Consider the following 20,875-nt stretch of genomic DNA (forward strand, 5'->3'; position numbering starts at 1 on the left):
CCACCGACCAGCCGTGATCTGCCTCACCGTTGTCGGTGGGGTCTGGTTGACTGTCGCCGTGGACCTGCCGATCAACCCGCCGGTGGAGCCGATGCTCGCCCGCAGCGTCGCGTCGATCCCCACCGGGCCGGGCATGACCTACGAGCCCAAGTGGGACGGTTTCCGCTGCATCATCTTCCGCGACGGCGACGAGGTGGAGCTTGCCAGCCGGGGCGGCAAGCTGATGACCCGCTACTTCCCCGAGGTGGTCGAGCAGGCCCGGCGGCAGTTGCCGGCGCGCTGCGCGGTCGACGGTGAGCTGATCGTGATCCGCCGCGACAGCCCGGACGCGGCGCCCCGGCTCGACTTCGAGCTGCTGGCCCAGCGCATCCACCCGGCCGCCTCCCGGGTGAAGCTGCTCGCCGAGACCACGCCCGCCGACTTCGTCGCCTTCGACCTGCTCGCCCTCGACGGCGAGAGCCTGCTCGACGTGCCCTACCCGACCCGACGCGCGCGCCTGGAGCAGGCCCTGGCAAAGGTCCGCCCACCGGTGCACGTCACCCAGATCACCACCGACACCGAGACCGCCCGCCGCTGGTTCGACGTGTTCGAGGGCGCCGGGCTGGACGGGCTGATCGCCAAACCCGCCGACCTGCCCTACGAGCCGGGCAAGCGGCTCATGTTCAAGGTCAAGCACGCCCGCACCGCGGACGTGGTGGTCGCCGGGTTCCGCTGGCACAAGTCCGGCCCGGTGGTCGGTTCACTGCTGCTCGGCCTCTACGACGACGCGCAGGTGCTGCACCACATCGGGGTGAGCGCCTCGTTCACCATGGCCCGCAGGGCCGAGCTGCTGGAGGAGCTGGCCCCCTACCGCGAGGTCGCAGACGATCACCCGTGGGTGCACGGCGACCACGAGCGCGGCCAACGCATCCCGGGCGGGGTCAGCCGATGGACCGGCACCAAGAACCTGGAATGGGAGCCGCTACGCCCGGAGCTGGTGGTCGAGGTGGCGTACGACGCGATGGAGGGTGACCGGTTCCGGCACACCGCCCGGTTCGTCCGCTGGCGGCCCGACCGTGACCCACTCTCCTGCCGGTACGACCAGTTGGACCGGCCGGTCCGCTTCGACGTGGACCAGGTCCTGCGCGGCGATCCGACGGTGACGGTCGGGTCCGGCACCGGCTCCGCGTAGCCTGACGATCGCACCGATCACGGAGGCTCGCTCGTGACCCGTACTACCGATCCGATCCGCCGCCGACGGCTGACCCTCGCCGGCCTGGTGTCCGCCGTAGTGGTCGCCGCCGGATGCACGCTGCCGGCGCTCGCGCCGCGCAGCGACGTCGAGGGCGAGGCTGCCCCGCCGGGCACGACACCGACCTGGCAGGCATGCCCCGAGGTGGCCGACGAGGTGGTCGGGCGGGGCGCACCCGGCATCCGGTACGAATGCACCCGCATCCAGGTCCCCCGCGACTGGGCCGGCGGCAGTGGCGCGACAACGGGTCCCGGCGCCGGCGAGACATTCGAGATCGCCCTGATCCGGGCCCGCTCCGACAAGCAACGCGACCGCATCGGCTCCCTGCTGGTCAACCCCGGTGGTCCCGGCGGTTCGGGCGTGGACACCGCCGTCTACCTCTCCTTCGGCGAGCAGTACGGCGGCCTGCCCGACCGCATCATGGAACGCTTCGACATCGTCGGCTTCGACCCCCGCGGGGTGGCCCGGTCCAGCCCGGTGGAGTGCATCTCCGACGCCGACCTCGACGCCGTCTTCGGCTCCGACCCCGACCCGCAGAACCAGGAGTCCTTCGACGACCTCGTGGCGCTGGCCAACCGCATCGGCCAGGGCTGCGGCGACAAATACGGCGACCAACTCCCGCTGTACGGCACCGAGCAGGCCGCCCGGGACATGGACGCGATCCGCGCGGCGGTCGGCGACGACAAGCTCACCTACCTGGGCTACTCCTACGGCACCCTGCTCGGTGCCACGTACGCCCAGCTGTTCCCCTCCCGGGTGCGGGCGCTGGTGCTCGACGGCGCGATCGACCCCCGACAGGGCCTGATCGAAGGATCGGAGAGCCAGGCCAAGGGCTTCGAGCGGGCCTTCGACAACTTCCACAGGTGGTGCGCGGCCAACGCCGCCCGCTGCCCGATCGCCCCCGACGCCCGCGCCGCCGTCATCTCCGCCATCGACAAGGCCCGGGTGTCACCAGCCCGTTCCGCCGACGGCCGGGAAGCCACCGCCGGCTGGGTCTTCTACGCGGTCATCTCCTCGCTCTACACCGAGAGCGGCTGGCAGGAGTTGGCCCGCGCCATCGACCAACTGGAGGGCGGCAACCCGCAGGGCGTGTTCCGCCTCGCCGACAGCTACGCCGACCGCGACGACAAGGGCCACTACACAAACCTTTTCGACGCCAACACGGCGATCAACTGCGCTGACGAGGAGGAACGGCCCAACCTGGACCGCATCCGCCAACTGCAGTCCCAGTGGCGCACGCAGTACCCGCTGTTCGGCCCGGCGCTGGCCACCGGCCTGATCTCCTGCACCGAATGGCCCGGCGGCAGCGACCCCTACCCCACCGGCCGCGCCGACGGCGCCCCACCGATCCTGATCGTCGGCACCACCGGCGACCCGGCCACACCGTACGAGCAGACCCCGGCGCTGGCCGAGATGCTCGGGGTGGGGCGCGTCCTCACCTGGGAAGGCGAGGGTCACACGGCATACCCGCAGACCGCCTGCATCACCCAGGCCGTCGACGCCTACCTGATCGACCTCACCGTCCCCGCCGAAGGCACACGCTGCCCGGCCCGCTAGCCGCAGCCCGACCTCCGCCGGCTCGGGGCGGCTTGGGTCACCACCCCTCACGCCAGGCCACCGGATGGGTGGTGGCCGCGAGGTACGGAGGCGTTCTCAGCTGAGGAGTTGTTCCAACTTGGCAACCACCGATGCGTCGGCGCCCCACAGGGTGATAAGGGGCGCATCGGTAAATTTGAGCTCGTACCACAACGAGTGATAGAACACTGCAGCGTTGTCGCCGACAAACCAGTGGGAGTACCTGCCAGGGCCCCGGCAAAGTCGTCAGATGATGCCGAGTAGGGCCAGCGGGCGGGTGCTGTCGCGGGCGTGATGCCGGTTGGCGGCGGCGATGTTGGTGACGCCGGCGGTGCGGAGTGCGCCGATGGCGGCGTTGCGGAGGGCGGCCATGACTTGGGGTCCGGTGCCGGTGCGGATCTGGGAACGGTCCTCGTCGTAGGTGACGTCGCGCACCCAGTGGACCTTGTTTTCGATCGACCAGTGACCGCGGACCCAGCTCGCGAGTTGTGCTGGCCCGGCCTGGTGGACGCGGAGGTCGGTGATCGCGTAGACGGTTTCGGTGGTGAACCGTTTCGGCTGGTCGAGGCGGCGTCTGCGGCGGCGGATCTGCAGGGCCTGGGCGGCATGCGGGAAGTCGATTCCGGTGGAGACGGTGAGGATCTTGCAGGTGCGGATCTCGCGGCGGCCGTGTCCGCGGTCGGTGTCACGGGCGGCGTCCGGGACGGCCCGCCAGGGCAGGCCGGCGAGTTGGGCGTGCAGGTTGGGCTGGTTGGCCTTGACGGTCAGGATCCAGTGGGCGCCGCGTTCGGCGAGGTAGGCGACGTGTTCGCGTTGGCAGTGCATTGCGTCGGCGGTGATCACGGTGCCGCGCAGATCGCTGATCTGGTCGAGCAGCGGCGCGAATCGGGTGATCTCGTTGGTCTTGCCGTCCACGTCGATGCTGGCCAGGACCACACCGCTGGCTTGGTCGCAGGCCGCGAGGACATGCTGGGCGGCCGTGTCGCAGGTGCGGGAGCCTCGCAGGGTTTTGCCGTCCACGGCGATCGCCCGTCGTGGGGCTGGCGAGGCCGACATGGTCCGGGTGGACAACCATCCGCTGACAGCCGCGGTGAGCAGGTCCGGGTCCAGGGCCTGCAACAGCCGGCGGATCATCGCCTCCGATGGGCGCCGGTCCGGGGCAATACCTAACGCGACGACGGTCGCAGTGGGGACGTCAGCGATCCACTCGGCGATCGCGGTGTAGGAGCGGTAGCCAGCCACCACGGCACAGACCGCTGCGGTCACCACCACGGTTAACCGGTGCCGGACACCGCGACGGGCGCGAGGATCCGGCAGATTCGTCAACGCGGCAGGCAGCCCAGCAGCGGCTTCGGGCACGGTGACAGCCGGTGCGTCGGACACGGACGAGATCAGCGATGATGGCAGCGCGGGCATGACTCACTTCGGATGATCGACAAGGCGTAGGAACCTCGATGATCATCTGAACCGGTCATGCCCGCCCTGCTGCCACCAGCCAGGGCGCGTCTACACCAACCACATCAAGCCGGGCACCCCCGCGACTTTGCCGAGGCCCTGGAGTACCTGCCACCGGCCTCCGGCACCTCAGTGAGACCAAGCTCAGAGTCGGCCGCAAGCGAACTCCGCACCGCATCCGCCGCCAGGTTCCGGAAAGACACCTCGCTGACCTGGAATCTTTTACTGAGGGCAAACAGTGCGTCACTCTCGATCACATTGTCAAGACTGTCAAACTCCATCAACCCCCACTGGTCGAAGCCGACTTCCACCTGCCCCTTGTCAGTCAGTGATGCGCCGACATTGGCCTCCATGCTGACTGCGTACAGGATTTCCAGGTCGGTATCGCCCGGTTCAGGATCGAAGGTTGGCGAATAGGTCACCCGACTCCCGTCGAAATAGCCGCTGTCGTAGCTGAGACCGAGATACCGCCGCTGCACGGACCTCAGCAGGACCAGGAAATCCTCATCGACCGTGCCGTAAAGTTCCGCCATCCGCTCCCTGAGCTCCGCGTCCGAAGGGCCCGGATCCTCCACGACCCGGACCGCCTCGGCTGCCAGGAAACGTTGGGCACGCGCAGAGAGCCCTCCCGGGGAATCCAGGACGAACTCGGACTCGGGCTTTCGCCGCACCGGCTGCCTCCTCGTCACTTCCTAAACTTCACCCGCTCGACCAGCATGCGCCGTCGTCCGGCGTCAATCCTCTTCGAACGGGAAGTGGTCCTCGAGATCGGTGAAGAAGACTCGAAACATCGGCATCCGCTGCACCTGACCATCATTGACCGAGTAAAAATCCATCTCCTGGCGAAGCAGCCACGGTGGAAGGACCCACAGCCCCGCCGACTCCAGCACCGACCTGACCTGCGCAAGCCACCCCTTCGCCGTCGAGCCGGAATAGACGAAGTCTTGATCACGAAGCAGCCTAGCCGGCGACTTAATCGGCCCGGCGATAATGACAGCATACGGGGCAACGTAGGACAGCCAGACAGTTGCCGCAGTGTCCTGATGCGACAGCAGGACGCATAGTGCCACGTCATCGTGCCATGAGTTGTGCTCGCCATCCAGGACGTTGCAGAACTCACCGACACGCTCGACAAGAGCGACATAGGGACGCCTTTCAATGGCGTTGTTGACCACGGAGAAATGCGCTAAACGCAGGTCACCATAAGTTCGTCCGGCGAACTCATTGAACCCTTCAGCCGACATGATCATCCAGCCGCGACCGGCTTCCCCACAGATAGTAGGAAGGAATCCCGCCCTGCAGGCCTAGTCGGTACAGCCCGACACCACGTACAGGATTCCGGGACGCCAGTAGCGGAAATTGGATTGCCATCGCCTTCCAGAGAAGCTCCCCAACCGTGAGCGTCGCACCTCCCTCGGCAGCCACACGAACGCCGCGCTTATCGCCCCCCTTCGGTCCAAACGGACTCAGATACACCTCCGTCATGCCAGTTTCATCCTGCACCTCGCCGCAACATTCCGCTCGACTGCGTTCGAACTCTCCTGCAGATGGGTGCGAGTCAGTCCACTGCATAACCTCGCAAGCAGCAAGGCAAAATGGAAGGTCGGGTCTATGCACCTGGGCTTCCGTATCAGACAGCGGCATGTCTCGGAGGTAGGCGGCCTTGGCATACACTGTTTCAGTCGAGGTGACATAGTAGTTCACACTCCGCCGCCTCAGCGCGGGCAGTTCACCCAGGGACCACTCGCCAAGCTCCGATTGCCAAGCGTCATACATGATCACATCGTTGTCGTGAACCAATATTCGCTTGGGATCCTGGTCGCCTGACCACCTGAAGGCAACTCCGGCCTTCGCCCAGTCTCGCTGCATTTTTTTGATCATACTCGATCAGCACGACCAAGTGAACACGCCCTGCCCTCACTGCCGGCGGTGGGCGGTAAGCGCTGCGATCGAGGACCTCACCTGAGGCATCGCAAACAGCGACTCCAGAATCTGAGGGTAACTGTAATCCAGCGAAGCCAGGCGACGCAGGTTTTCAAGCGCCATCGCCACCTCGGGCATAAAGGCCGGCGGACGGGTGGGAACGAGAAGCGGCTCCGCCCAAGACGGGGGCAGACCACGATCGACGATGCGAAGGTTCAGGTCGACAGATAAGAGACCATATCGTTCAAGAATTGAACCAGAACCGCGCAACCCCTCGGGCTCAGGTATATCACTCAGCACCAACTGCTGTCGAATCGAAACTGCGGCGAACACGACATGATCGAACGTAATGTCACCACTACCCCTGCGGACAGCTTGCCGACTGGACTCCCCTTCCAGCGTCGATAGCAGACCAGAGCTACGCCCCTCAACCCTGTTTGAAATTACGCGCACAGGCCACATAAGTAAGCGGCTCACCATGTTTATGCGCAGGACTCCGGCACCCTCCAAGGAATCCACCGCCGGCGCCCACGGCAGCTTTCCCCGGAACGGGCTTAGCCGCTCAACCTCCGCCAACAGCTGGTGACGATCGGTCCCACTTCGCACCAGAAGAGCACTCGCGGCAGATCCCTCGTTGACGAGAAGCGCGATCAGCACTTCGCGATCGCCAACCCACGGAAGGCCCTTGTCTACAGACATTGATCGCGCATCAGCCAAGACCTGCACGACCCCTGCCGTCCACGCCGGCATCACGACATCCGACCGCCCAACTCGGAAGTCCAACACCTCGCGCGCAACCTCGCGGAGGATGGCATGTGCCGCATAAACAGAAAGGGGACGCACATTTCCAGGTTCACTTCTTCTGTCGACCTCCCGCTCCCCTGACAGCGGATCATCCCTTATGACCGCCCCGAGTAGGGGTAATTCACTCCCCATCCTTCGACAGTATTCAAGCAGCAGGTCAACTGATCCGACAGACGTCCTCCCCTCATGCATCGCCCTCTTGAGAGCTGGCGCAATAATCGCCTCGACTGTCCACGATGAGTAGTCGACCATCTCCACGCGAGGTCCTCCCAGCAATGTTCTTTTCTCGCTATTTCACGCCAGCCAGCGCCAAAAAGGGTAGCCTCGTAGCTATACGGCCAGCAACTCTGAAACCATCCGCAACTCGGCAGGCATCAGCGGCCAGACACCGACCGGATTCCGACGACTTGACTCCTCAGCACAGATGACGACGCCACTTTCCGTGGCACGCCTTCAGCTGGATCCCATTCCAGATTGTCCGACACTATTATCTCCGCAAGTTCATCGACCGGACCGACGCCCCCCACTGTTCGAATCGCCTCGGCGACTACGTTCACCGCATTCTGCGCCGGAGCTTCGACATCGCCCAGAATTGGAGCCAGCAAGAGCAGAGCGCCTGCCCGTTCGGCGGCGTCAGGGAACCGGCGGGCAATGCCATTAATCTCAGGCCAGGACAACCCCGGCCCCAGGCTTCCACCGCCAATCGTAGCGATATTGACGCAGTGCGCGCCGGGCGCGGGGCAGAGCAGATAGTCGACGGCGAAGTCGTCCTGCATGTTCCGGTACACCACGGCCATCTTGGCGTCGCCCTTGAGGCCGACCTCAAATACCGGCCACGCTGCCGGATCAGTAAGAACGTCCTGCATTCTTCGGATTACTTCAGGGCCGACGCCCCACACTGCGGAAAGCAGCTCCTCGTCATCGATGCACTGGCCCTGGAAGTACGCAGGCAGAAGCCGATACGCCCAACCAGTCGCGCGCCGTCGAATACGATTGCATTCCAGTCGAGGTCTTCCGGAAGCTCCTCCTCGTAGCCCGACAAGTTCACTTCTTACTCCCTGTATCGTGCCCGGCTCGTTGCCCCACTCTCACCGCTTGGGGAGAGTGCGGATCCACGGCGAAGGGGACCAGCGAAGTCGGGCAGTAGGCACGGGAAGGTGATCACCTCAGCCCTGCCGCAGGTCCGCTATAGGCGCCCAGGGCGGTCGGCGGACTTCTACCAGCTCAGGTGCGGCCTGGTTCACCACTGCCGTAGTCAGCCAAAAACCGTCACCGCAGAAGCATTCCCCGGGATCCGCTGTGTGCTGCAGCGCGTGTTCCAACGCACCGGCGTACGCCTCCATCACTTGAGCCTTGGTGTCCCCGTCCGCACGATTGACCTCCGCCCACAGGTGGACCAGAACCTCCAGACGCTTCGCCGCGAAGTCCTCCAACAACAGCAACAGCGACGGGGACCTCGCCAGGTCGAGGCGATGCAGGTCGACCAGGTAGGCGTCCCAGCCGGCCTCGATTTCCGACCTTGACTCCGCAAGAATCCGTTCGCCGACGTCATCGTCACGGACCCGCCACGCCCGACACTCCTGGATGGCCTGGATTACGTAGTAGACCGACTCCCGGTCCACACAGAGCCCCTGCCGCAAGACCCGCACCAGGATGTTCGCGACGAACGGCGAGACCTCACCCAACACACCCTGATTCGCTGCAGCGCAGTACAGCCCTCCAGCAGCTTCCTCACGAATCTCAGGCGTGGCTCCGCGCACCAGTTCGGTGATCCGCTTGGGTACCGTGTCAGGAACTCCATAGTTCTCCGCACGGCCCAGATTCGTCCATGGAACCGACGCCAGCATCACAGCGAGGGCAGCGTCAAAACCCATCTCTTCCCCGTCGACGTTCTTCACTGGATAAAAAGATCATCAACCAGCGGCTGTTTCCGTGATCAGCTGGGGTCCCGCCCGGCCCCCAGGGGACCCCTACCCCACCGGCCACGCCAACGGCACCCACCGATCCTGGCCATCAACATCACCGGCGACCAGGCCGGGGGATGCTCATCCATCCCGATTGCACTGGTCGCAACCTTGGTCAGACAAACTGTTCTGGTATCGAATCCACAGGTACTCAATCCATGGGTTAGCACCGTCGGCTGGCGGCGAATTCACTGCCCACATGGGTGCCGTCTCCACCAAGTGAAGCAGTGTCCAGGAAAGCCCGAAACAGTTATCTTTTCCAAAACATTCAGCGAGGATCTGAGCCTCGGCATCAGAGACCGGACCCTGAATCTCGAGCAGCAACCGTTGACACTCCTCCAGCCTCTCGTCCGCCCCCTCGGATTCATCATCCTCTGAAGGCAGCGGCGCGACTCGACGGAACGCCAAGACCTCTTCTCTAACCAACCAGTCCCCACCCCTCTGCCACCTACTGTCCGGTCAAGCTGGCCCAAGAATGCCGTATTCAACTTCCTCAAATATGCATGCCCACCAGGAGTCTTCATCCACGAAGGCGCTCCCGTCGAGTTTCCTCAACTCCTTTTTGAGCTTACGGCCAAGCCTCATCCCGGCGTCCTCATCTACGGCATCCAGGGAAACGAACGAGTCCCAACGCTTCACGAAGAACAGAAAGGCATCCAGCGACGAATTGACGTAACGCAGATGGTTATCCTCCGCATCGTGGAGCATCACCGACCCGGCGGCCGAAAGAAGGTACGGGCTTCCGCCGATCGAGTCACTGAGACCCAGCAGACGGTAGTCAGCGCCGTTGGCATTCCGGAAGTCGAGGAGAAGTTCCTCGTTGGTGATAAACATGCCATCGACCGGAACCGGGAGACTGGAGGCACGCAACTGCGCAAGGATCAACGGTGGCGTCCCAGCAAGCCGCTCGCTCGCAAGCCTCTGAGCCACCTGCCCCAGCGACACCCGAGACGGTCCTGACAACGCGCCTTCAAATGGCCCCACCACGTAGTCCCTACCTCGTCGCCCCGTCCGGCTCTGCCGAGCGGCCTGACCTCCCGCACGGTACGGACCGGGTAGCGAACATAACCCACCAGCCCTGCCACCGGTGCCCCGCCGACACCTGTCATCGGTGCCGCAGGCAGAGGCCAGTCACCGCGTCAACGCAACACACGCCGCACTGCGGCCCGGGTCAACTCGGCGTCGAGTAGCGCCTGGCAGCGCAACTCCGACACCTCGTCGGCGGAGGGGATCGCCGAAAGGCGCAACTCCTGCAGGACTCGCTCCTGGACGCCGAGTTCTCGGTCGTAGTTGTCGTCCTCGCCGAGGTCCTGGTCGAAGCCGTCCATCATGTGCAGGGCGCATTTGATCGTGCTGGTAGCCCCGTCCCGATCGCCTTCGACCGTGTCGAGCGCGTAGTCCAGTAGGAAGACCGCCTGCTCGGCGAAGAACCGCTCGTCGTCGGCCTCCGGTTTCGCCCGCATCTCCTTGAACTTGTTGAGCCGCGCGCGGCGGGCCGGAATCGCCGTGGCCTCCGCGCCCGCCGCCACGGCCCAGAGGAACCCAACGGTCTCGGCGAAGAACTCATGGTCTGCCCGCCGGCGGCGGATCAGATCCGTGAAGGCCGGCGCCCCGCGCTGCACCGTGGCGGCAACAAATGCCACCCGGTGCCGTGCAGACAAGCCGGACAACTCCTTGGCAGCGGATGCCCAATCGTCGACCACCCACAAAGCCTATAGGGAGTCGCTCGATGGCCCCTGCGGAAGACGGGCCCACGGATGGTGATCCCGGAGAAGGAGAATCAGCCGTTGGGCCTACGTGCAGAGAAATTCATGAAGCGCTTCGGCCGGGCTGCGGGCGACAACCTTCGGATAAAGCGAGCCCAAGCTGGTCAGCACCAGACCCTCACTCCCTATGAACACGTTGTCCACCACGTTCCATTCACCGAGAGGGCAGAAACGCTGCCCATAACGCTTCGGCCATTCATCGAAGGGTGCCGTCAGATACCCCTGAACGTCGGTCGGATCGATCAAGATGCTGTTCGAGCGGTCAAGGTTGACCAGCTCAAGCCCGCCGAGAGACCTCCACATCGACACGGCAAGGTCATGCAAGACGAACCCGTCCCGCACGATCTCTTCGATCCAGTGGTCGACACCGATGCCTCGATCTGGATTCCACCCGCAGCGTCTCAACTCTGCCCGCACACACGGGCTGGCGCCGTCCAGCCAAGCCGGAAACCCCACCGTTGGATACCTCCAGTCATCAGGTAGACATGGCGCGACAGGGGAAGAGGGTGCCGCGGTCAACGCGCTGCGCGCATACCTGCGACTCCGGTACGCACCAGGGTGGGCCGGCGGGTCGTTGGACCGGCACGCTCGCTTCGACGTCATGTCAGGCCGAGGCGGTCGGCGGCCAGGTCGCGGACGGCTGAGGGATCGACGCCCAGATCGGCGAGCAACTGCCGGCCGCCGGGATCTGCGTCGGTGACGGCGGCGTACACCAGGTGAGCGTTTCCCGCCGGCACCCGTGCGCCGAGGGTGCTCAGTTCCCGGGCCCGCTCGGCGATCCGGGCAGCCGCCGCCGTCCATGGCGGGTTGTTCCGTTCGGTCTGCCATGACCGCTTCCGGCGCGGCCCTGCGATCTCCGAACCGCACACCGTTTCTGCTGCCCGCAGGCTGGCGTCCTGCCGGACTGCGCCGAAACGGCCGAGCAGGACCTCGTTCGCGGCATCGGACGGCGAGGCGGGCCGCATCTCCCCGGCCTGCATCTCCTCCTCGAACACGAGCGCCCCCATAATCAGATGCGCTGGTGAGGTGCGGTCGTGCCCAAGCCGGACGGTCTCGGCGACCGCCTCCAACTCCAACCAACTCAATGCCGGTGTGGTTTCCGCGAACAGCCGGACCACCCAGGTGGCCAAGGCCCGCTTCAGGTAACCGGTTTTCCTCCCAGTTTCCCGGACGAGGACGCCGATCTCCCCTAACGGTCCGGCGAGCCCCGGCCGGGGCGGCTCCCGGTCGCCCTTCGGCCACAGTTGAGCCACCACGTCATCCAGTTGACCCGGCACGATCCGGTCGCGCGCAAGGTACTCGTCGGCGCGCCGACCCGGGTCTTCCAACAGTGCCTCCAGCAGATGGTGGCTGCCCACGTACGCTGCTCGACGCCGCACCGCGAGATGAGCCGCGAGCCGGACCACCGCCACCGCAGCCGCGTCCCAGCCGACCACCTCGGCGAACCGGTCGCGCGCCGGACCGGGCCAACCAAAGGACCGCCAGTACGCTTCCCGCATTGCCCGAACAACCTCAAGCGTCGACTCCACCGACAATTCGACGTCGTCAGCGGGGTCGGGCGACTTCTCGCCACCCTGCGGCTGCGGATGCGACCGAAGCGGGATCACCGTTCGCAGCGGCGGGTAGCGCCCCAGCAGGCCGAAGAGCACGTCGTCGACGCCGATGCTCGTCTTCTTCAGCCGCGCCGCCTCACGCCCGGCTCGACGAAGCACCGAGTAGGCTCCGCCACCGATCCTGATGGGCATGGCCACCTCCGCTCCTCGGTGCTACATCCTCGCGCAGCGGCCCGAGCGGCATCGACCCTCACCAGAATCGAGCGTTCACCGCGTCACGCAACACCATCTCGTCGAGGTCCGATTGCCTGAGCCCCCACTCGGTGTAGGCGGCAAGGCGCATCGGCAAGGTGATCAGCAATCCCACCGCCACGTAGCAGAGCACCACGATCCAGCCGCCGACGGCAAGGAAGACCATGGCCGGCACCAGCGCGATGGGAAGCAGGCGAAGCCACCACACCGTCGGGCGATAGAGGACCCTGCGCCTCGCACCCGGCGGCAGTGAATCCCCGAGCTGCTCACCCGGCGTGTATTCCCCTGCGCTCATCGGCACATCCTGTCGTCGTCGCGATGCCGAGGTTGCCATACCCGCTCGTCGGGCGCTGCCCGGTGAGATAGAGCCCGACGACGCGCACGATCACGTCACGATCTCCGGTGACGTGCACGCCACCGGTGCGTTCGGCGTCGGCGAGCGGCAGGCTCCCGAACAGGATGACGCTCCACACTGTCGAGTCGGCGGTCACCGTCGCCACCGGCTGCCGGGCAAATCCGACCTGGATGGTGAGGGTCCGGTCGACGGCGGTCAGGTGGTACCGGTGTACCGGTGGGTCGGACCGGCGGGCGTCGTACAGGTGAAGGGCGATCGGCGGCAGGTCGGCGAGCACGGGCGGCGCCATGGTGCGCATGGCGAGGACCATCGCGTCGGGAGTCATGCCACCGCAGGTGTCGGGGTCGGGGCCGGTCGCGTACCACTGTCCCAACGCCACGACGACCGTCTCCAGACCCTGGCCCCACCTGGTGGCGGCGTACGCCCGGGTGTGGGGTTGCTCGGTGAGCATGACCTGCTCGACGATGCCGGCCTGCTGCAGCGACCGGAGTCGGTCGCTGAGGACCGCCGGGGTGATGCCGCGGGCCGCGTCCGCCAGGTCCGAGAAACGTTTCGGTCCGAGAATCAGTTCGCGTACGACGATGAGCGTCCATCGGTCGCCCACCAGGTCGAGCGCGTTCGCCGCCCGGCAGGCGTCACCGAGTTCGGCGTATCTGCTGCCCCGCGAGAAGGCCCATACCCGCGAGGGTGACGCCATTGCCGCTGCGCGTCGCCGCCTGCCGATGACCGAGATCCAGCCCGTCGAACTCATCGGCGAGCGGGGCCTGACCTCGCTGCTCGACATCTTCGAGGGCCGTAACCAACTCGTCGTCTACAAGCACATGTGGCACCTCGGCAAGCCGTTCGAGGGGCAATGCGAGGGCTGCACCCTCAGCATCTGGGACTTTCAGAACCCGGTCTACCTCGAAGAGTGCGGCATCACCTTCGCCGTCTTCTGCGAGGGGCCGTACGAGGAGATCGCTCCATTCCGGGAGTTCATGGGCTACACCCACCCGTGGTATTCGACGTACGGTGTCGACGAGCCGGCCTTCGCCGACAGCGGTGCCATTGCCTGCTACCTCCGTCAGGACGACCGGGTCTTCCTCACCTACGAGACGACCAGCCGTGGCGTCGAGGCGATCATGGGCTCACTCAAGCTGCTCGACATGACGGTCTACGGCCGCCAGGAGGATTGGGAGGACTCTCCCGAGGGCTGGCCGCAGCGTCCGCCGTACAGCTTCTGGCGCAGGGACGGCCGACCGACCGCGCAGTGGACCCGCCCGCAGGCCATAGCGGTCCAGCCCGCCAGCGCACCCCACTGCCACTGACGACTACGCCGACCAGGCCGGGCTGCCAGGGCAACCAGCGGAAACGAACGGCACGGCAGCTTGCCTGACCGGTTTGTGCCCGTTCTACTGGCCGCATGGTTCGGATCGCCGTGTGCACTTGCGCGCTGCTGCTGGCCCTGACCGGTTGCGCCGGGGACCATTCGCGTCCGCTGACCGCCGAGACGTCGACTGTCCGAGGGCCCGCCAGCCCTACCAGCGCGGGAGGCAGCCTCCTGACAGGGGAAGGCTTCCAGACGCTGGTCGCGGCCACCGAAGTGCACCTCCTCGCCGCGTTGCGCGGTGAACTTGGGGTCGGCAACGGCGGATGCCTGGTCCTGCGCGACGCCGAGATGCAATCGTACGTGGTGGTCTGGCCCCCGGGCGTCACGCTGCTCACCGACGGCAGAATCGGCGTACGGGTGCCCAAGGTTGGCGCGTTGACGGCGGGCGACCGGATTTCCGCTGGCGGCGGATACAAGGAACTGCCGACCGTCGCACAGCCCTCCGACCTGTATCCGTTGGTCCCGCCCGAATGCAACGATGTGGCGGCGATCGCGTTGTTCGGTAGCGTCGGCAAGAGCGCGTAGGTCGTACTCGTAGCCTCCGACCTTCCCGGTCGCCATCAGGTCAACTGGTGCTTGTGGGAACGATGCCGAGGCTGACCAACCAGGCCCCTTGGTAGACGACGACGGGTTTGCCGGTGCCGTCCCGGCGAGCGATCATGACGACGTCGAGATCTCCTGGCGCTGTCCGGCGGTTGAGCGGACGCAGGGAGATCAGCAGGTGCTCCTGGTCCGGTGTGAGGATCACGTTGGCGACCCGCTGGTCGTGGCCGGCACCGGTGGGAATCTCCACCCTGCCGCCGGAGCTGTCGGTCACCAGCAGCCGATCCACCCGCTCGCGTCCGCTCTCGGCGAGAAGGGTGTGCAGCACCGCGCCGTCACCGAGGGTCTCTCGCGGGAAGGTTCCAGGCGGGGCGCTGGTGACCGTACCGTCGGGGCTGAGGGTGAGGGTCTGCTTGCCCGGCTCGAACCACAGCGCCGACAACGCGGCTGCGCCGGTAGGCGGGAATTCGTGCCGCCACACCGTCACCTCCGAGGCCTCCGGTGTGTTCGGGTGGGAGGTCGCGGTCGCGGTGGAGAGTCGTACCGACCAGGCGCGGCTGGGCCGGGGCATCCGTTGGCCGGTGTCCGGATCGGCCTCCAGCTCGACGACCAGGGCGTGGTCGCCGGAAACTGTCGCGGTGACGGTGCCGGTCACCGGCGGCAGCTCCGCCGGCCGGTCGGGCTGCTCGGTGCCGTCGCCGACCACCGGCGTGACCGCGCCCGATTTCAGGTCGAGTACGGAGAGTCGGCCCTCGCCGGAGCGGGTGTCCACCACGATGGCGCGCCGCCCGTCCGGGGCGAAGGCGACCTCGCCGACCGGGGAGAGCAGGTCACGTACCTTCCCCTTCGGGGTGACCAGGCTGATCCGGCGGGTGCCGGGAACGGTCTGGCGGAGCAGGGCGAACCCGCCGCTGGTGAAGACCCCGGGGAAGTCCGCCCCGCGGTCCGCCCCGCTGACCGTCACGGTGGGCCGGGACTGGCCGGTCCTGGTGTCCGCGATGACGAGTTGCCGAGGGTCCTGGCTGGTGAGCGCGGCGAGGTAGCGGCCGTCGGGTGTGGCGGCAATCGGCTTCGACGGCAGTTCGACGGCCGGGCTCGCCGCCCCGGACGAGAGGTCGATCCCGCCGTACCGGCCGCCCTGCCGGTCCTCCCAGATCACCCCGCCCCGGTCGGCGATCTCGCAGAAGGCCTCGGCCGCCGGTAGCCCGACCCTGCCGTCGCCGGTCACGGTGAGACAACGGGATGTCGTGATCGACAGCGTGGCATCGACGCTGAAGGTGCGGTCGGCGTACCCGATATCGGGCAACGTGACGTCGCGCAGGCTGCCGTCGACGAGTACGGCGTCACGGCGATCCTCACCGAGCCCTCGCGCGACGGTCGGGAAACGGGGATCATCGCCGAGGGCGACCTGGGTGTGTCGCCGGGCGGGCGTCAGGCCGGCGAGGTCATCGCCGAACCGTTCCAGCGCGAGCAGCCCGGTCGCGTCGTCGGTCAGGGGAACCGCAAGCACCGCCGGACCGAGCCCACGCACCTCGGCCGGCACCTGCATCACTCGGGTGGGCAGATCGTCCTGTTCCGTTTCGGTGCAGCTCGTGGCTGTGGTCAGCACCAGCAGTGCAAGCACAATCGACGCAGCCTGGCGGATAACAGTCATCCGGGCATTGTGATCGCCTTCGGCAAGCCGCTGCTGCGGGGCGGGGCGCCGAGAGTTCATGCCCGATACCGACCTGCCGCCCGGTATATGGCCGTTTGCGGGGGGCTCCGATCGGTCGACGGCGGAATGATGCCCGGCCACGGGTCGTTGTACATGGCATACCGCGAGGGCTCCCCCGCCACGCGGTCTCCCGGAACCCCTGGAATGTGGGGCCGCCCGGGATCGTTACATCCCTCGGACGCCCGAGCACCTCGCCGGGCGTTCCTCTTTCCCCCCGCAGCACGGCACGCCCGAACCGGGCTGATTCCTGCTGCGTACCCCCGAACGGAAGGTGTGACTCAATCATGCGTACCACCCTCCTGCGTAAGACCGCCCTGACCTTCGCCGCTGCCGCCGCCACCGCCGGTGGCATCGCCGGCCCCGCCGTCGCCGCCCACGCCGCCCCCGCTGGCGTGCAGGCCGACCGCAAGCCCAGCGACGAGCGCCAGCTCGACGTGCGCTACGAAGCCCAGCCCAACTTCTACTTCTGCGGCCCCGCCGCCGCCCGCAACGCCCTGTCCGTGCAGGGCAAGAACATCGACGTGTACGACATGGCCGAGCGGATGGGCACCACCGAGAACGGCACCGACTCCATCAACGACATCACGCCGGTGCTGAACAAGGAGACCGGTAAGGACGTCTACAAGTCGGTGGAGATCCGTGACGCCAAGGCCGCCGAGAAGCAGACCGACAAGCTGCGCGAGGACGTCGTGCGTACCGTCGATGACGGCCGTGCCGTGGTCGCCAACATCGCCGGCACCGCCACCGACACCGACGGCGTCGCCCACAGCTTCGAAGGCGGGCACTACGTCAGCGTCACCGGTTACGACGACGAGGGCAAGACCGTGACCATCGCCGACTCCGCCAACCCCGCCCAGGCCTCCTACCAGATGGACATCAAGACCCTGGCCAACTGGATCGCCACCCGCGGTTACAGCGCCGCCAGCTGACGATCCGACAACTGAACACCCGAAGGGCCGGCCCCCAGGTGGGGTCGGCCCTTCGGTCTGCCACACACCGGTCGCCGCGGGTGTGGGATTCTCGCGGGATGAGCGACGTGATCTTCCGTGCGGCGATCCGGGCCGACCTGCCCGCCGTACTCGACCTGCTCGCTGACGACATGCTGGGGCGCACCCGGGACGTCGGCGAGGTCGACGCCACCTACGAGAAGGCGTTCGCGGACATCACCGCCGACCCGCGCAACCACCTCGTCGTCGCCGAGGCCGGCGGCGAGGTGGTCGGCTGCATGCAGCTCACCTACATCCCGGGGCTCGGTCGGCACGGTGCCGAACGGCAACTGATCGAGTCGGTACGGGTCCGCTCGGACCGGCGCGGTCAGGGCCTCGGCCGACTCATGATGACCTGGGCGATCGATCAGGCACGGCAGCGTGGCTGCGGCCTGGTGCAGCTCACCACCGACAAGAGCCGCCACGACGCGCACCGCTTCTACCTGGGCCTCGGCTTCGTGGCCAGCCACGAGGGCATGAAGCTCAGCCTCTGACGCCTGTCGGCGGGTCGGCCAGCTGGGGGCGCCCGACCTCGCAGTCGAAGACGCTGGCCCAGAAGCTGGTCAGGACCGAAAGGCTCGAACCGTGGGTCATGGTCCGCGCGGAGTTGCGGATCAGCCAGAAGTCGCCTTCGGGAAAGACCATGGCCCACCCGATCGGCCCGTCGTCCTCGGTTGCCAGGACCAGCAGTGCCGGCTGGCTGGTCACCTCGATCTCGGGCAGGTCCGCCACCTCGACGGACCACAGCCCCTGCTCCCCGCTCACCGGCGGCTACCCCGGTTGCACCGCCGTACGGCGCGACTGGAGCCCCACAGCCCCAACCGCCGTCGTCGAGGCTGGACCTGGATCGCCGTGGATGCGTTCGAGGCGGGCTGACCGCCGTAGGCACCAACCCGATCGGAACCATGTTCCACCACGTCGATCGGTTCGTCCTTGCGCTGAAACCATTTCCACCGAGCCACCCGAACCTCCTCCGACCACGCATCGATATGACACTGACCGCCACGATCGATCAGCGACAGCAGAAAATGCAACGTCTCACGACGAGATTCGTGGAAACGGATTGACGCCGTGCCATTCGGGACTCGATGCTGTTCCAAATGAGACACCGCCTAGTGCCAGGTTGAGACGAGGCGACATGAGCGATGTGGGATCTTCTGTGCCCCGCCGACAACTCGGCAGGCTGCTGCGTCAGGCCAGGGAGGAGGCCGGCATCAGTCTGGAGGCTGCCGCCGAGGCGCTCGAATGGTCGCGCGCCAAGATGTACCGACTGGAGGGCGGACAGACCTCCCTACGCACTCATGACGTGACGCTGATGTGCCAGCACTACGGTGCCTCCGCCGAACTGACCGAGGTCATGGTCAGCCTGGCCCGCGAGAGCAAGAGCCGGGGATGGTGGCACGCCTACGGGGACGCCATCCCCGCATGGTTCGAGCTGTACGTCGGGTTGGAGGCAGCGGCTCACCGGGTGCGCCAGTATGAGCCCACGCTGGTTCCTGGACTGCTCCAGACGGCGGAGTATGCGACGGTCATCTTCAGCGCCAAGGCTGGTCGGAGTCAGGACGAGATAGCGCAAAAGGTCGCGCTACGCATGGAGCGCCAGAAGCTGCTCGCTCGCCGCAACCCCAAGGCACCTGCCTTCGAGGCGATCATCGACGAGGCCGTGATCCGTCGCCCCATCGCCGACATGGACGCCTGGCGCAGCCAACTCGCGCACCTGGTGAACATCGCACAGCGGTCGAACATCTCGGTCCGAGTGTTGCCGCTGGGCAGCGGACCGCACGCGGCATCCGTCGCCGGCTCGTTCATCATTCTGGACTTCCCGGCAAGGGGCACGCGGCCCGCCGAGCCCTCGACGATCTACAGCGAGTCGCTTACCGGGAGTCTCTACCTGGACAAGCCGGCGGAGGTGACAGCGTACGCCGATGCGTGGTCCACCCTTCTGGACCTTTCGTTGGGCGTACGCGAGTCTGAAGACCTGATCGGGACGGTTATCAAGGAGACCTTCGATGAGTGACCTGACCAACGCCCGGTGGCGCAAGAGCAGCCGGAGCGCCGAGGGCGAGTGTGTCGAGGTGGCCGACGATCTTGATGGTGTCGTGGGGGTCCGGGACAGCAAGGACATCGCCGGGCCGCTGCTGTTCTTCGGCCCCACCCAGTGGCGATCGTTCGTCGAGACCATCAAGGCCGACGGCCTCTCGTAGCCCTTCGCTGCAACCCGGGCCGCCGAGTCACCCGCACTCCGCAAGATCGCGCTCGATCCCGGATCGAGTGGTCTCGAAGCAACTTGGAAGCCACTCGATCCCGAATCGAGCGTGATCTTGAACGTCCCGCCCGGGGAACAGGGTGGCGGGGCCGGTCAGCGGGGGCGGTCGCGGTCGCGGGAGGGTTGGACCCGCTTGGGTTCGCCGGGCATCTTCGGGTGGTCCGGTGGGTAGGGCAGGTCGCCCTCGCCGGCTGCGGCGTCGCGCTCGGCCCACTCCAGCAGCGGAGTGATGTCCCACCCGGCGTCGTCGATGCCGGCATGCGGGTCACCCTGCTCGGCCAGCCGCGGCGGGACGGTACGCAGGTCGAAGTCGTCCGGGTCGACGTCGGGTAGCTCGTCCCAGGTGACCGGGGTGGAGACGGTCGCCCGGGCGTTGGCCCGCAGCGAGTACGCGCAGGCGATGGTGCGGTCCCGAGCCATCTGGTTGTAGTCGATAAAGACCCTCTCGCCGCGTTCCTCCTTCCACCAGGCGGTGGTGACCAGGTCGGGGCGGCGGCGGGCCAGCTCCCGGGCCAGCGCGATGGTGGCCCGGCGCACCTCGACGAAGCTCCAGCGTGGCTGGATGCGCAGGTAGACGTGCACGCCTCGGCCGCCGGAGGTCTTCGGCCAGCCGGGGACGCCCAGCTCGTCGAGGATGGCGCGCAGCTCGCCGGCGGCGGTGGCCGCGTGGGCGAAGTCGGTGCCGGGCTGCGGGTCGAGGTCGACGCGCAGCTCGTCGGGGCGATCGGGCTCGGCGGCGCGCACCGGCCACGGGTGGAACACGACGGTGCCCATCTGCGCCGCCCAGGCCACGTGGGCCAGGTCAGCCGGGCAGAGCTCCGCGGCGGTGCGCCCGCTGGGGAAGGTGATCTCGGTGGTGCGCACCCAGGGTGGTACGCCCCGGGTGGGCACCCGCTTCTGGAAGAACATCTCCCCCTCGATGCCGTCGGGGAAGCGTTGCAGGGTGGTCGGCCGCTCCCGCAGGGCACGCATGATGCCGTCGCCGACGCCCAGGTAGTAGCCGAAGACGTCGGCCTTGGTGAAGCCGCGCTTCGGGAAGATCACCCGGTCCGGGCTGGACAGCCGTACGGTGTGCCCCGCGACCTCGATCTCCTCGGCCGCCGCCTTCGTGCCTGCCAT

Annotated in this window: 24 protein-coding genes; 8 read left to right on the forward strand and 16 right to left on the reverse strand. The window is 66.8% G+C overall.

Features of this window, described 5'->3' with window-relative positions:
* The first annotated feature begins 58 nt into the window (after nt 1-58).
* Nucleotides 59-1,171: an ATP-dependent DNA ligase gene (locus Vgi01_RS16595; RefSeq protein ID WP_204291633.1), complete on the forward strand. Its 1,113-nt coding sequence runs from the start codon at nt 59-61 to the stop codon at nt 1,169-1,171.
* A gap of 54 nt (nt 1,172-1,225) precedes the next feature.
* Nucleotides 1,226-2,788, forward strand: a complete 1,563-nt coding sequence (locus tag Vgi01_RS16600; RefSeq protein ID WP_373306972.1) for an alpha/beta hydrolase — start codon at nt 1,226-1,228, stop codon at nt 2,786-2,788.
* Nucleotides 2,789-3,052: 264 nt separating this feature from the next.
* Here Vgi01_RS16600 and Vgi01_RS16605 read toward each other — a convergent pair whose 3' ends face one another.
* The 13 genes from Vgi01_RS16605 to Vgi01_RS16665 all read right to left on the reverse strand — a co-directional run bounded on the left by Vgi01_RS16605 (nt 3,053) and on the right by Vgi01_RS16665 (nt 13,575).
* Nucleotides 3,053-4,189: an ISAs1 family transposase gene (locus Vgi01_RS16605; protein ID WP_239089009.1), complete on the reverse strand. Its 1,137-nt coding sequence runs from the start codon at nt 4,187-4,189 to the stop codon at nt 3,053-3,055.
* Between the two features lie 137 nt (nt 4,190-4,326).
* Entirely contained in the window at nt 4,327-4,794 is a 468-nt protein-coding gene (locus Vgi01_RS16610; RefSeq protein WP_204291596.1) for a hypothetical protein, read from the reverse strand.
* A gap of 201 nt (nt 4,795-4,995) precedes the next feature.
* Nucleotides 4,996-5,511, reverse strand: a complete 516-nt coding sequence (locus tag Vgi01_RS16615; protein ID WP_146017532.1) for a hypothetical protein — start codon at nt 5,509-5,511, stop codon at nt 4,996-4,998.
* Nucleotides 5,495-6,130 carry a hypothetical protein gene (locus Vgi01_RS16620; protein ID WP_146017533.1) on the reverse strand — a complete coding sequence of 212 codons (636 nt, stop codon included), beginning with the start codon at nt 6,128-6,130 and terminating at the stop codon, nt 5,495-5,497. The genes Vgi01_RS16615 and Vgi01_RS16620 overlap by 17 nt, the downstream gene beginning before the upstream one ends.
* Before the next feature lie 48 nt (nt 6,131-6,178).
* Entirely contained in the window at nt 6,179-7,246 is a 1,068-nt protein-coding gene (locus Vgi01_RS16625; protein WP_204291597.1) for a hypothetical protein, read from the reverse strand.
* Nucleotides 7,247-7,362: 116 nt separating this feature from the next.
* Complete coding sequence (locus Vgi01_RS16630; RefSeq protein WP_204291598.1) at nt 7,363-7,854, reverse strand: hypothetical protein; 492 nt, start codon at nt 7,852-7,854, stop codon at nt 7,363-7,365.
* 300 nt (nt 7,855-8,154) lie between these two features.
* Nucleotides 8,155-8,886 carry a hypothetical protein gene (locus Vgi01_RS16635; RefSeq protein WP_146017535.1) on the reverse strand — a complete coding sequence of 244 codons (732 nt, stop codon included), beginning with the start codon at nt 8,884-8,886 and terminating at the stop codon, nt 8,155-8,157.
* 525 nt (nt 8,887-9,411) lie between these two features.
* Nucleotides 9,412-9,897 carry an SUKH-4 family immunity protein gene (locus tag Vgi01_RS16640; RefSeq protein WP_204291599.1) on the reverse strand — a complete coding sequence of 162 codons (486 nt, stop codon included), beginning with the start codon at nt 9,895-9,897 and terminating at the stop codon, nt 9,412-9,414.
* Between the two features lie 194 nt (nt 9,898-10,091).
* Nucleotides 10,092-10,613 carry a hypothetical protein gene (locus tag Vgi01_RS16645; protein WP_204291600.1) on the reverse strand — a complete coding sequence of 174 codons (522 nt, stop codon included), beginning with the start codon at nt 10,611-10,613 and terminating at the stop codon, nt 10,092-10,094.
* A 132-nt stretch (nt 10,614-10,745) separates the two neighbouring features.
* Nucleotides 10,746-11,174, reverse strand: a complete 429-nt coding sequence (locus tag Vgi01_RS16650) for an SUKH-3 domain-containing protein (protein ID WP_204291601.1) — start codon at nt 11,172-11,174, stop codon at nt 10,746-10,748.
* Between the two features lie 143 nt (nt 11,175-11,317).
* Nucleotides 11,318-12,463: a Clp protease N-terminal domain-containing protein gene (locus Vgi01_RS16655; RefSeq protein WP_204291602.1), complete on the reverse strand. Its 1,146-nt coding sequence runs from the start codon at nt 12,461-12,463 to the stop codon at nt 11,318-11,320.
* A 58-nt stretch (nt 12,464-12,521) separates the two neighbouring features.
* Complete coding sequence (locus tag Vgi01_RS16660) at nt 12,522-12,818, reverse strand: hypothetical protein (protein WP_204291603.1); 297 nt, start codon at nt 12,816-12,818, stop codon at nt 12,522-12,524.
* Complete coding sequence (locus Vgi01_RS16665; RefSeq protein ID WP_239089010.1) at nt 12,790-13,575, reverse strand: winged helix-turn-helix transcriptional regulator; 786 nt, start codon at nt 13,573-13,575, stop codon at nt 12,790-12,792. The genes Vgi01_RS16660 and Vgi01_RS16665 overlap by 29 nt, the downstream gene beginning before the upstream one ends.
* On the opposite strand from Vgi01_RS16665, the gene Vgi01_RS16670 reads away from it, so the two are divergent.
* Entirely contained in the window at nt 13,535-14,185 is a 651-nt protein-coding gene (locus tag Vgi01_RS16670) for a DUF899 family protein (RefSeq protein ID WP_239089015.1), read from the forward strand. The two genes, Vgi01_RS16665 and Vgi01_RS16670, sit on opposite strands and share 41 nt — an antisense overlap.
* A 95-nt stretch (nt 14,186-14,280) precedes the next feature.
* Entirely contained in the window at nt 14,281-14,772 is a 492-nt protein-coding gene (locus tag Vgi01_RS16675; protein WP_204291606.1) for a hypothetical protein, read from the forward strand.
* Nucleotides 14,773-14,812: 40 nt separating this feature from the next.
* Here the strand turns inward: Vgi01_RS16675 and Vgi01_RS16680 are convergent, their stop codons facing one another.
* The gene (locus Vgi01_RS16680) at nt 14,813-16,444 is read right to left on the reverse strand and encodes a TolB family protein (protein ID WP_204291607.1); all 1,632 of its coding nucleotides are present in this window, start codon (nt 16,442-16,444) and stop codon (nt 14,813-14,815) included.
* A gap of 344 nt (nt 16,445-16,788) precedes the next feature.
* Here Vgi01_RS16680 and Vgi01_RS16685 point away from each other — a divergent pair, with 344 nt between their 5' ends.
* Together Vgi01_RS16685 and Vgi01_RS16690 are read left to right on the forward strand one after the other, a co-directional pair.
* Complete coding sequence (locus Vgi01_RS16685) at nt 16,789-17,433, forward strand: C39 family peptidase (protein WP_204291608.1); 645 nt, start codon at nt 16,789-16,791, stop codon at nt 17,431-17,433.
* Between the two features lie 98 nt (nt 17,434-17,531).
* Nucleotides 17,532-17,984, forward strand: a complete 453-nt coding sequence (locus tag Vgi01_RS16690) for a GNAT family N-acetyltransferase (RefSeq protein WP_102658031.1) — start codon at nt 17,532-17,534, stop codon at nt 17,982-17,984.
* Here Vgi01_RS16690 and Vgi01_RS16695 read toward each other — a convergent pair.
* Entirely contained in the window at nt 17,974-18,255 is a 282-nt protein-coding gene (locus Vgi01_RS16695; RefSeq protein ID WP_102658032.1) for a hypothetical protein, read from the reverse strand. The two genes, Vgi01_RS16690 and Vgi01_RS16695, sit on opposite strands and share 11 nt — an antisense overlap.
* 373 nt (nt 18,256-18,628) lie before the next feature.
* Between Vgi01_RS16695 and Vgi01_RS16700 the strand changes: the two genes are divergently transcribed.
* Entirely contained in the window at nt 18,629-19,507 is an 879-nt protein-coding gene (locus Vgi01_RS16700; protein WP_204291609.1) for a helix-turn-helix domain-containing protein, read from the forward strand.
* On the forward strand, nt 19,500-19,694 hold the full coding sequence (locus tag Vgi01_RS16705; RefSeq protein ID WP_102658034.1) for a DUF397 domain-containing protein: 195 nt from the start codon (nt 19,500-19,502) through the stop codon (nt 19,692-19,694). The genes Vgi01_RS16700 and Vgi01_RS16705 overlap by 8 nt, the downstream gene beginning before the upstream one ends.
* 155 nt (nt 19,695-19,849) lie before the next feature.
* Here the strand turns inward: Vgi01_RS16705 and ligD are convergent, their stop codons facing one another.
* The gene (gene ligD, locus Vgi01_RS16710) at nt 19,850-20,875 is read right to left on the reverse strand and encodes a non-homologous end-joining DNA ligase (RefSeq protein ID WP_204291610.1); all 1,026 of its coding nucleotides are present in this window, start codon (nt 20,873-20,875) and stop codon (nt 19,850-19,852) included.

The organism is Micromonospora gifhornensis, assembly GCF_016863515.1.
Taxonomy (GTDB): domain Bacteria; phylum Actinomycetota; class Actinomycetes; order Mycobacteriales; family Micromonosporaceae; genus Micromonospora; species Micromonospora gifhornensis.

Excerpts from the sequence above, each read along its gene's own strand:
- Vgi01_RS16610 (WP_204291596.1), bottom strand. The coding sequence starts at position 4,794 with ATGGCGGAACTTTACGGCACGGTCGATGAGGATTTCCTGGTCCTGCTG.
- Vgi01_RS16615 (WP_146017532.1), bottom strand. The coding sequence starts at position 5,511 with ATGATCATGTCGGCTGAAGGGTTCAATGAGTTCGCCGGACGAACTTAT.
- Vgi01_RS16620 (WP_146017533.1), bottom strand. The coding sequence starts at position 6,130 with ATGCAGCGAGACTGGGCGAAGGCCGGAGTTGCCTTCAGGTGGTCAGGC.
- Vgi01_RS16630 (WP_204291598.1), bottom strand. The coding sequence starts at position 7,854 with ATGCAGGACGTTCTTACTGATCCGGCAGCGTGGCCGGTATTTGAGGTC.
- Vgi01_RS16655 (WP_204291602.1), bottom strand. The coding sequence starts at position 12,463 with ATGCCCATCAGGATCGGTGGCGGAGCCTACTCGGTGCTTCGTCGAGCC.
- Vgi01_RS16660 (WP_204291603.1), bottom strand. The coding sequence starts at position 12,818 with ATGAGCGCAGGGGAATACACGCCGGGTGAGCAGCTCGGGGATTCACTG.
- Vgi01_RS16665 (WP_239089010.1), bottom strand. The coding sequence starts at position 13,575 with ATGGCGTCACCCTCGCGGGTATGGGCCTTCTCGCGGGGCAGCAGATAC.
- Vgi01_RS16675 (WP_204291606.1), top strand. The coding sequence starts at position 14,281 with ATGGTTCGGATCGCCGTGTGCACTTGCGCGCTGCTGCTGGCCCTGACC.
- Vgi01_RS16680 (WP_204291607.1), bottom strand. The coding sequence starts at position 16,444 with ATGACTGTTATCCGCCAGGCTGCGTCGATTGTGCTTGCACTGCTGGTG.
- Vgi01_RS16685 (WP_204291608.1), top strand. The coding sequence starts at position 16,789 with ATGCGTACCACCCTCCTGCGTAAGACCGCCCTGACCTTCGCCGCTGCC.
- Vgi01_RS16690 (WP_102658031.1), top strand. The coding sequence starts at position 17,532 with ATGAGCGACGTGATCTTCCGTGCGGCGATCCGGGCCGACCTGCCCGCC.
- Vgi01_RS16700 (WP_204291609.1), top strand. The coding sequence starts at position 18,629 with ATGAGCGATGTGGGATCTTCTGTGCCCCGCCGACAACTCGGCAGGCTG.
- Vgi01_RS16705 (WP_102658034.1), top strand. The coding sequence starts at position 19,500 with ATGAGTGACCTGACCAACGCCCGGTGGCGCAAGAGCAGCCGGAGCGCC.
- ligD (WP_204291610.1), bottom strand. The coding sequence starts at position 20,875 with ATGGCAGGCACGAAGGCGGCGGCCGAGGAGATCGAGGTCGCGGGGCAC.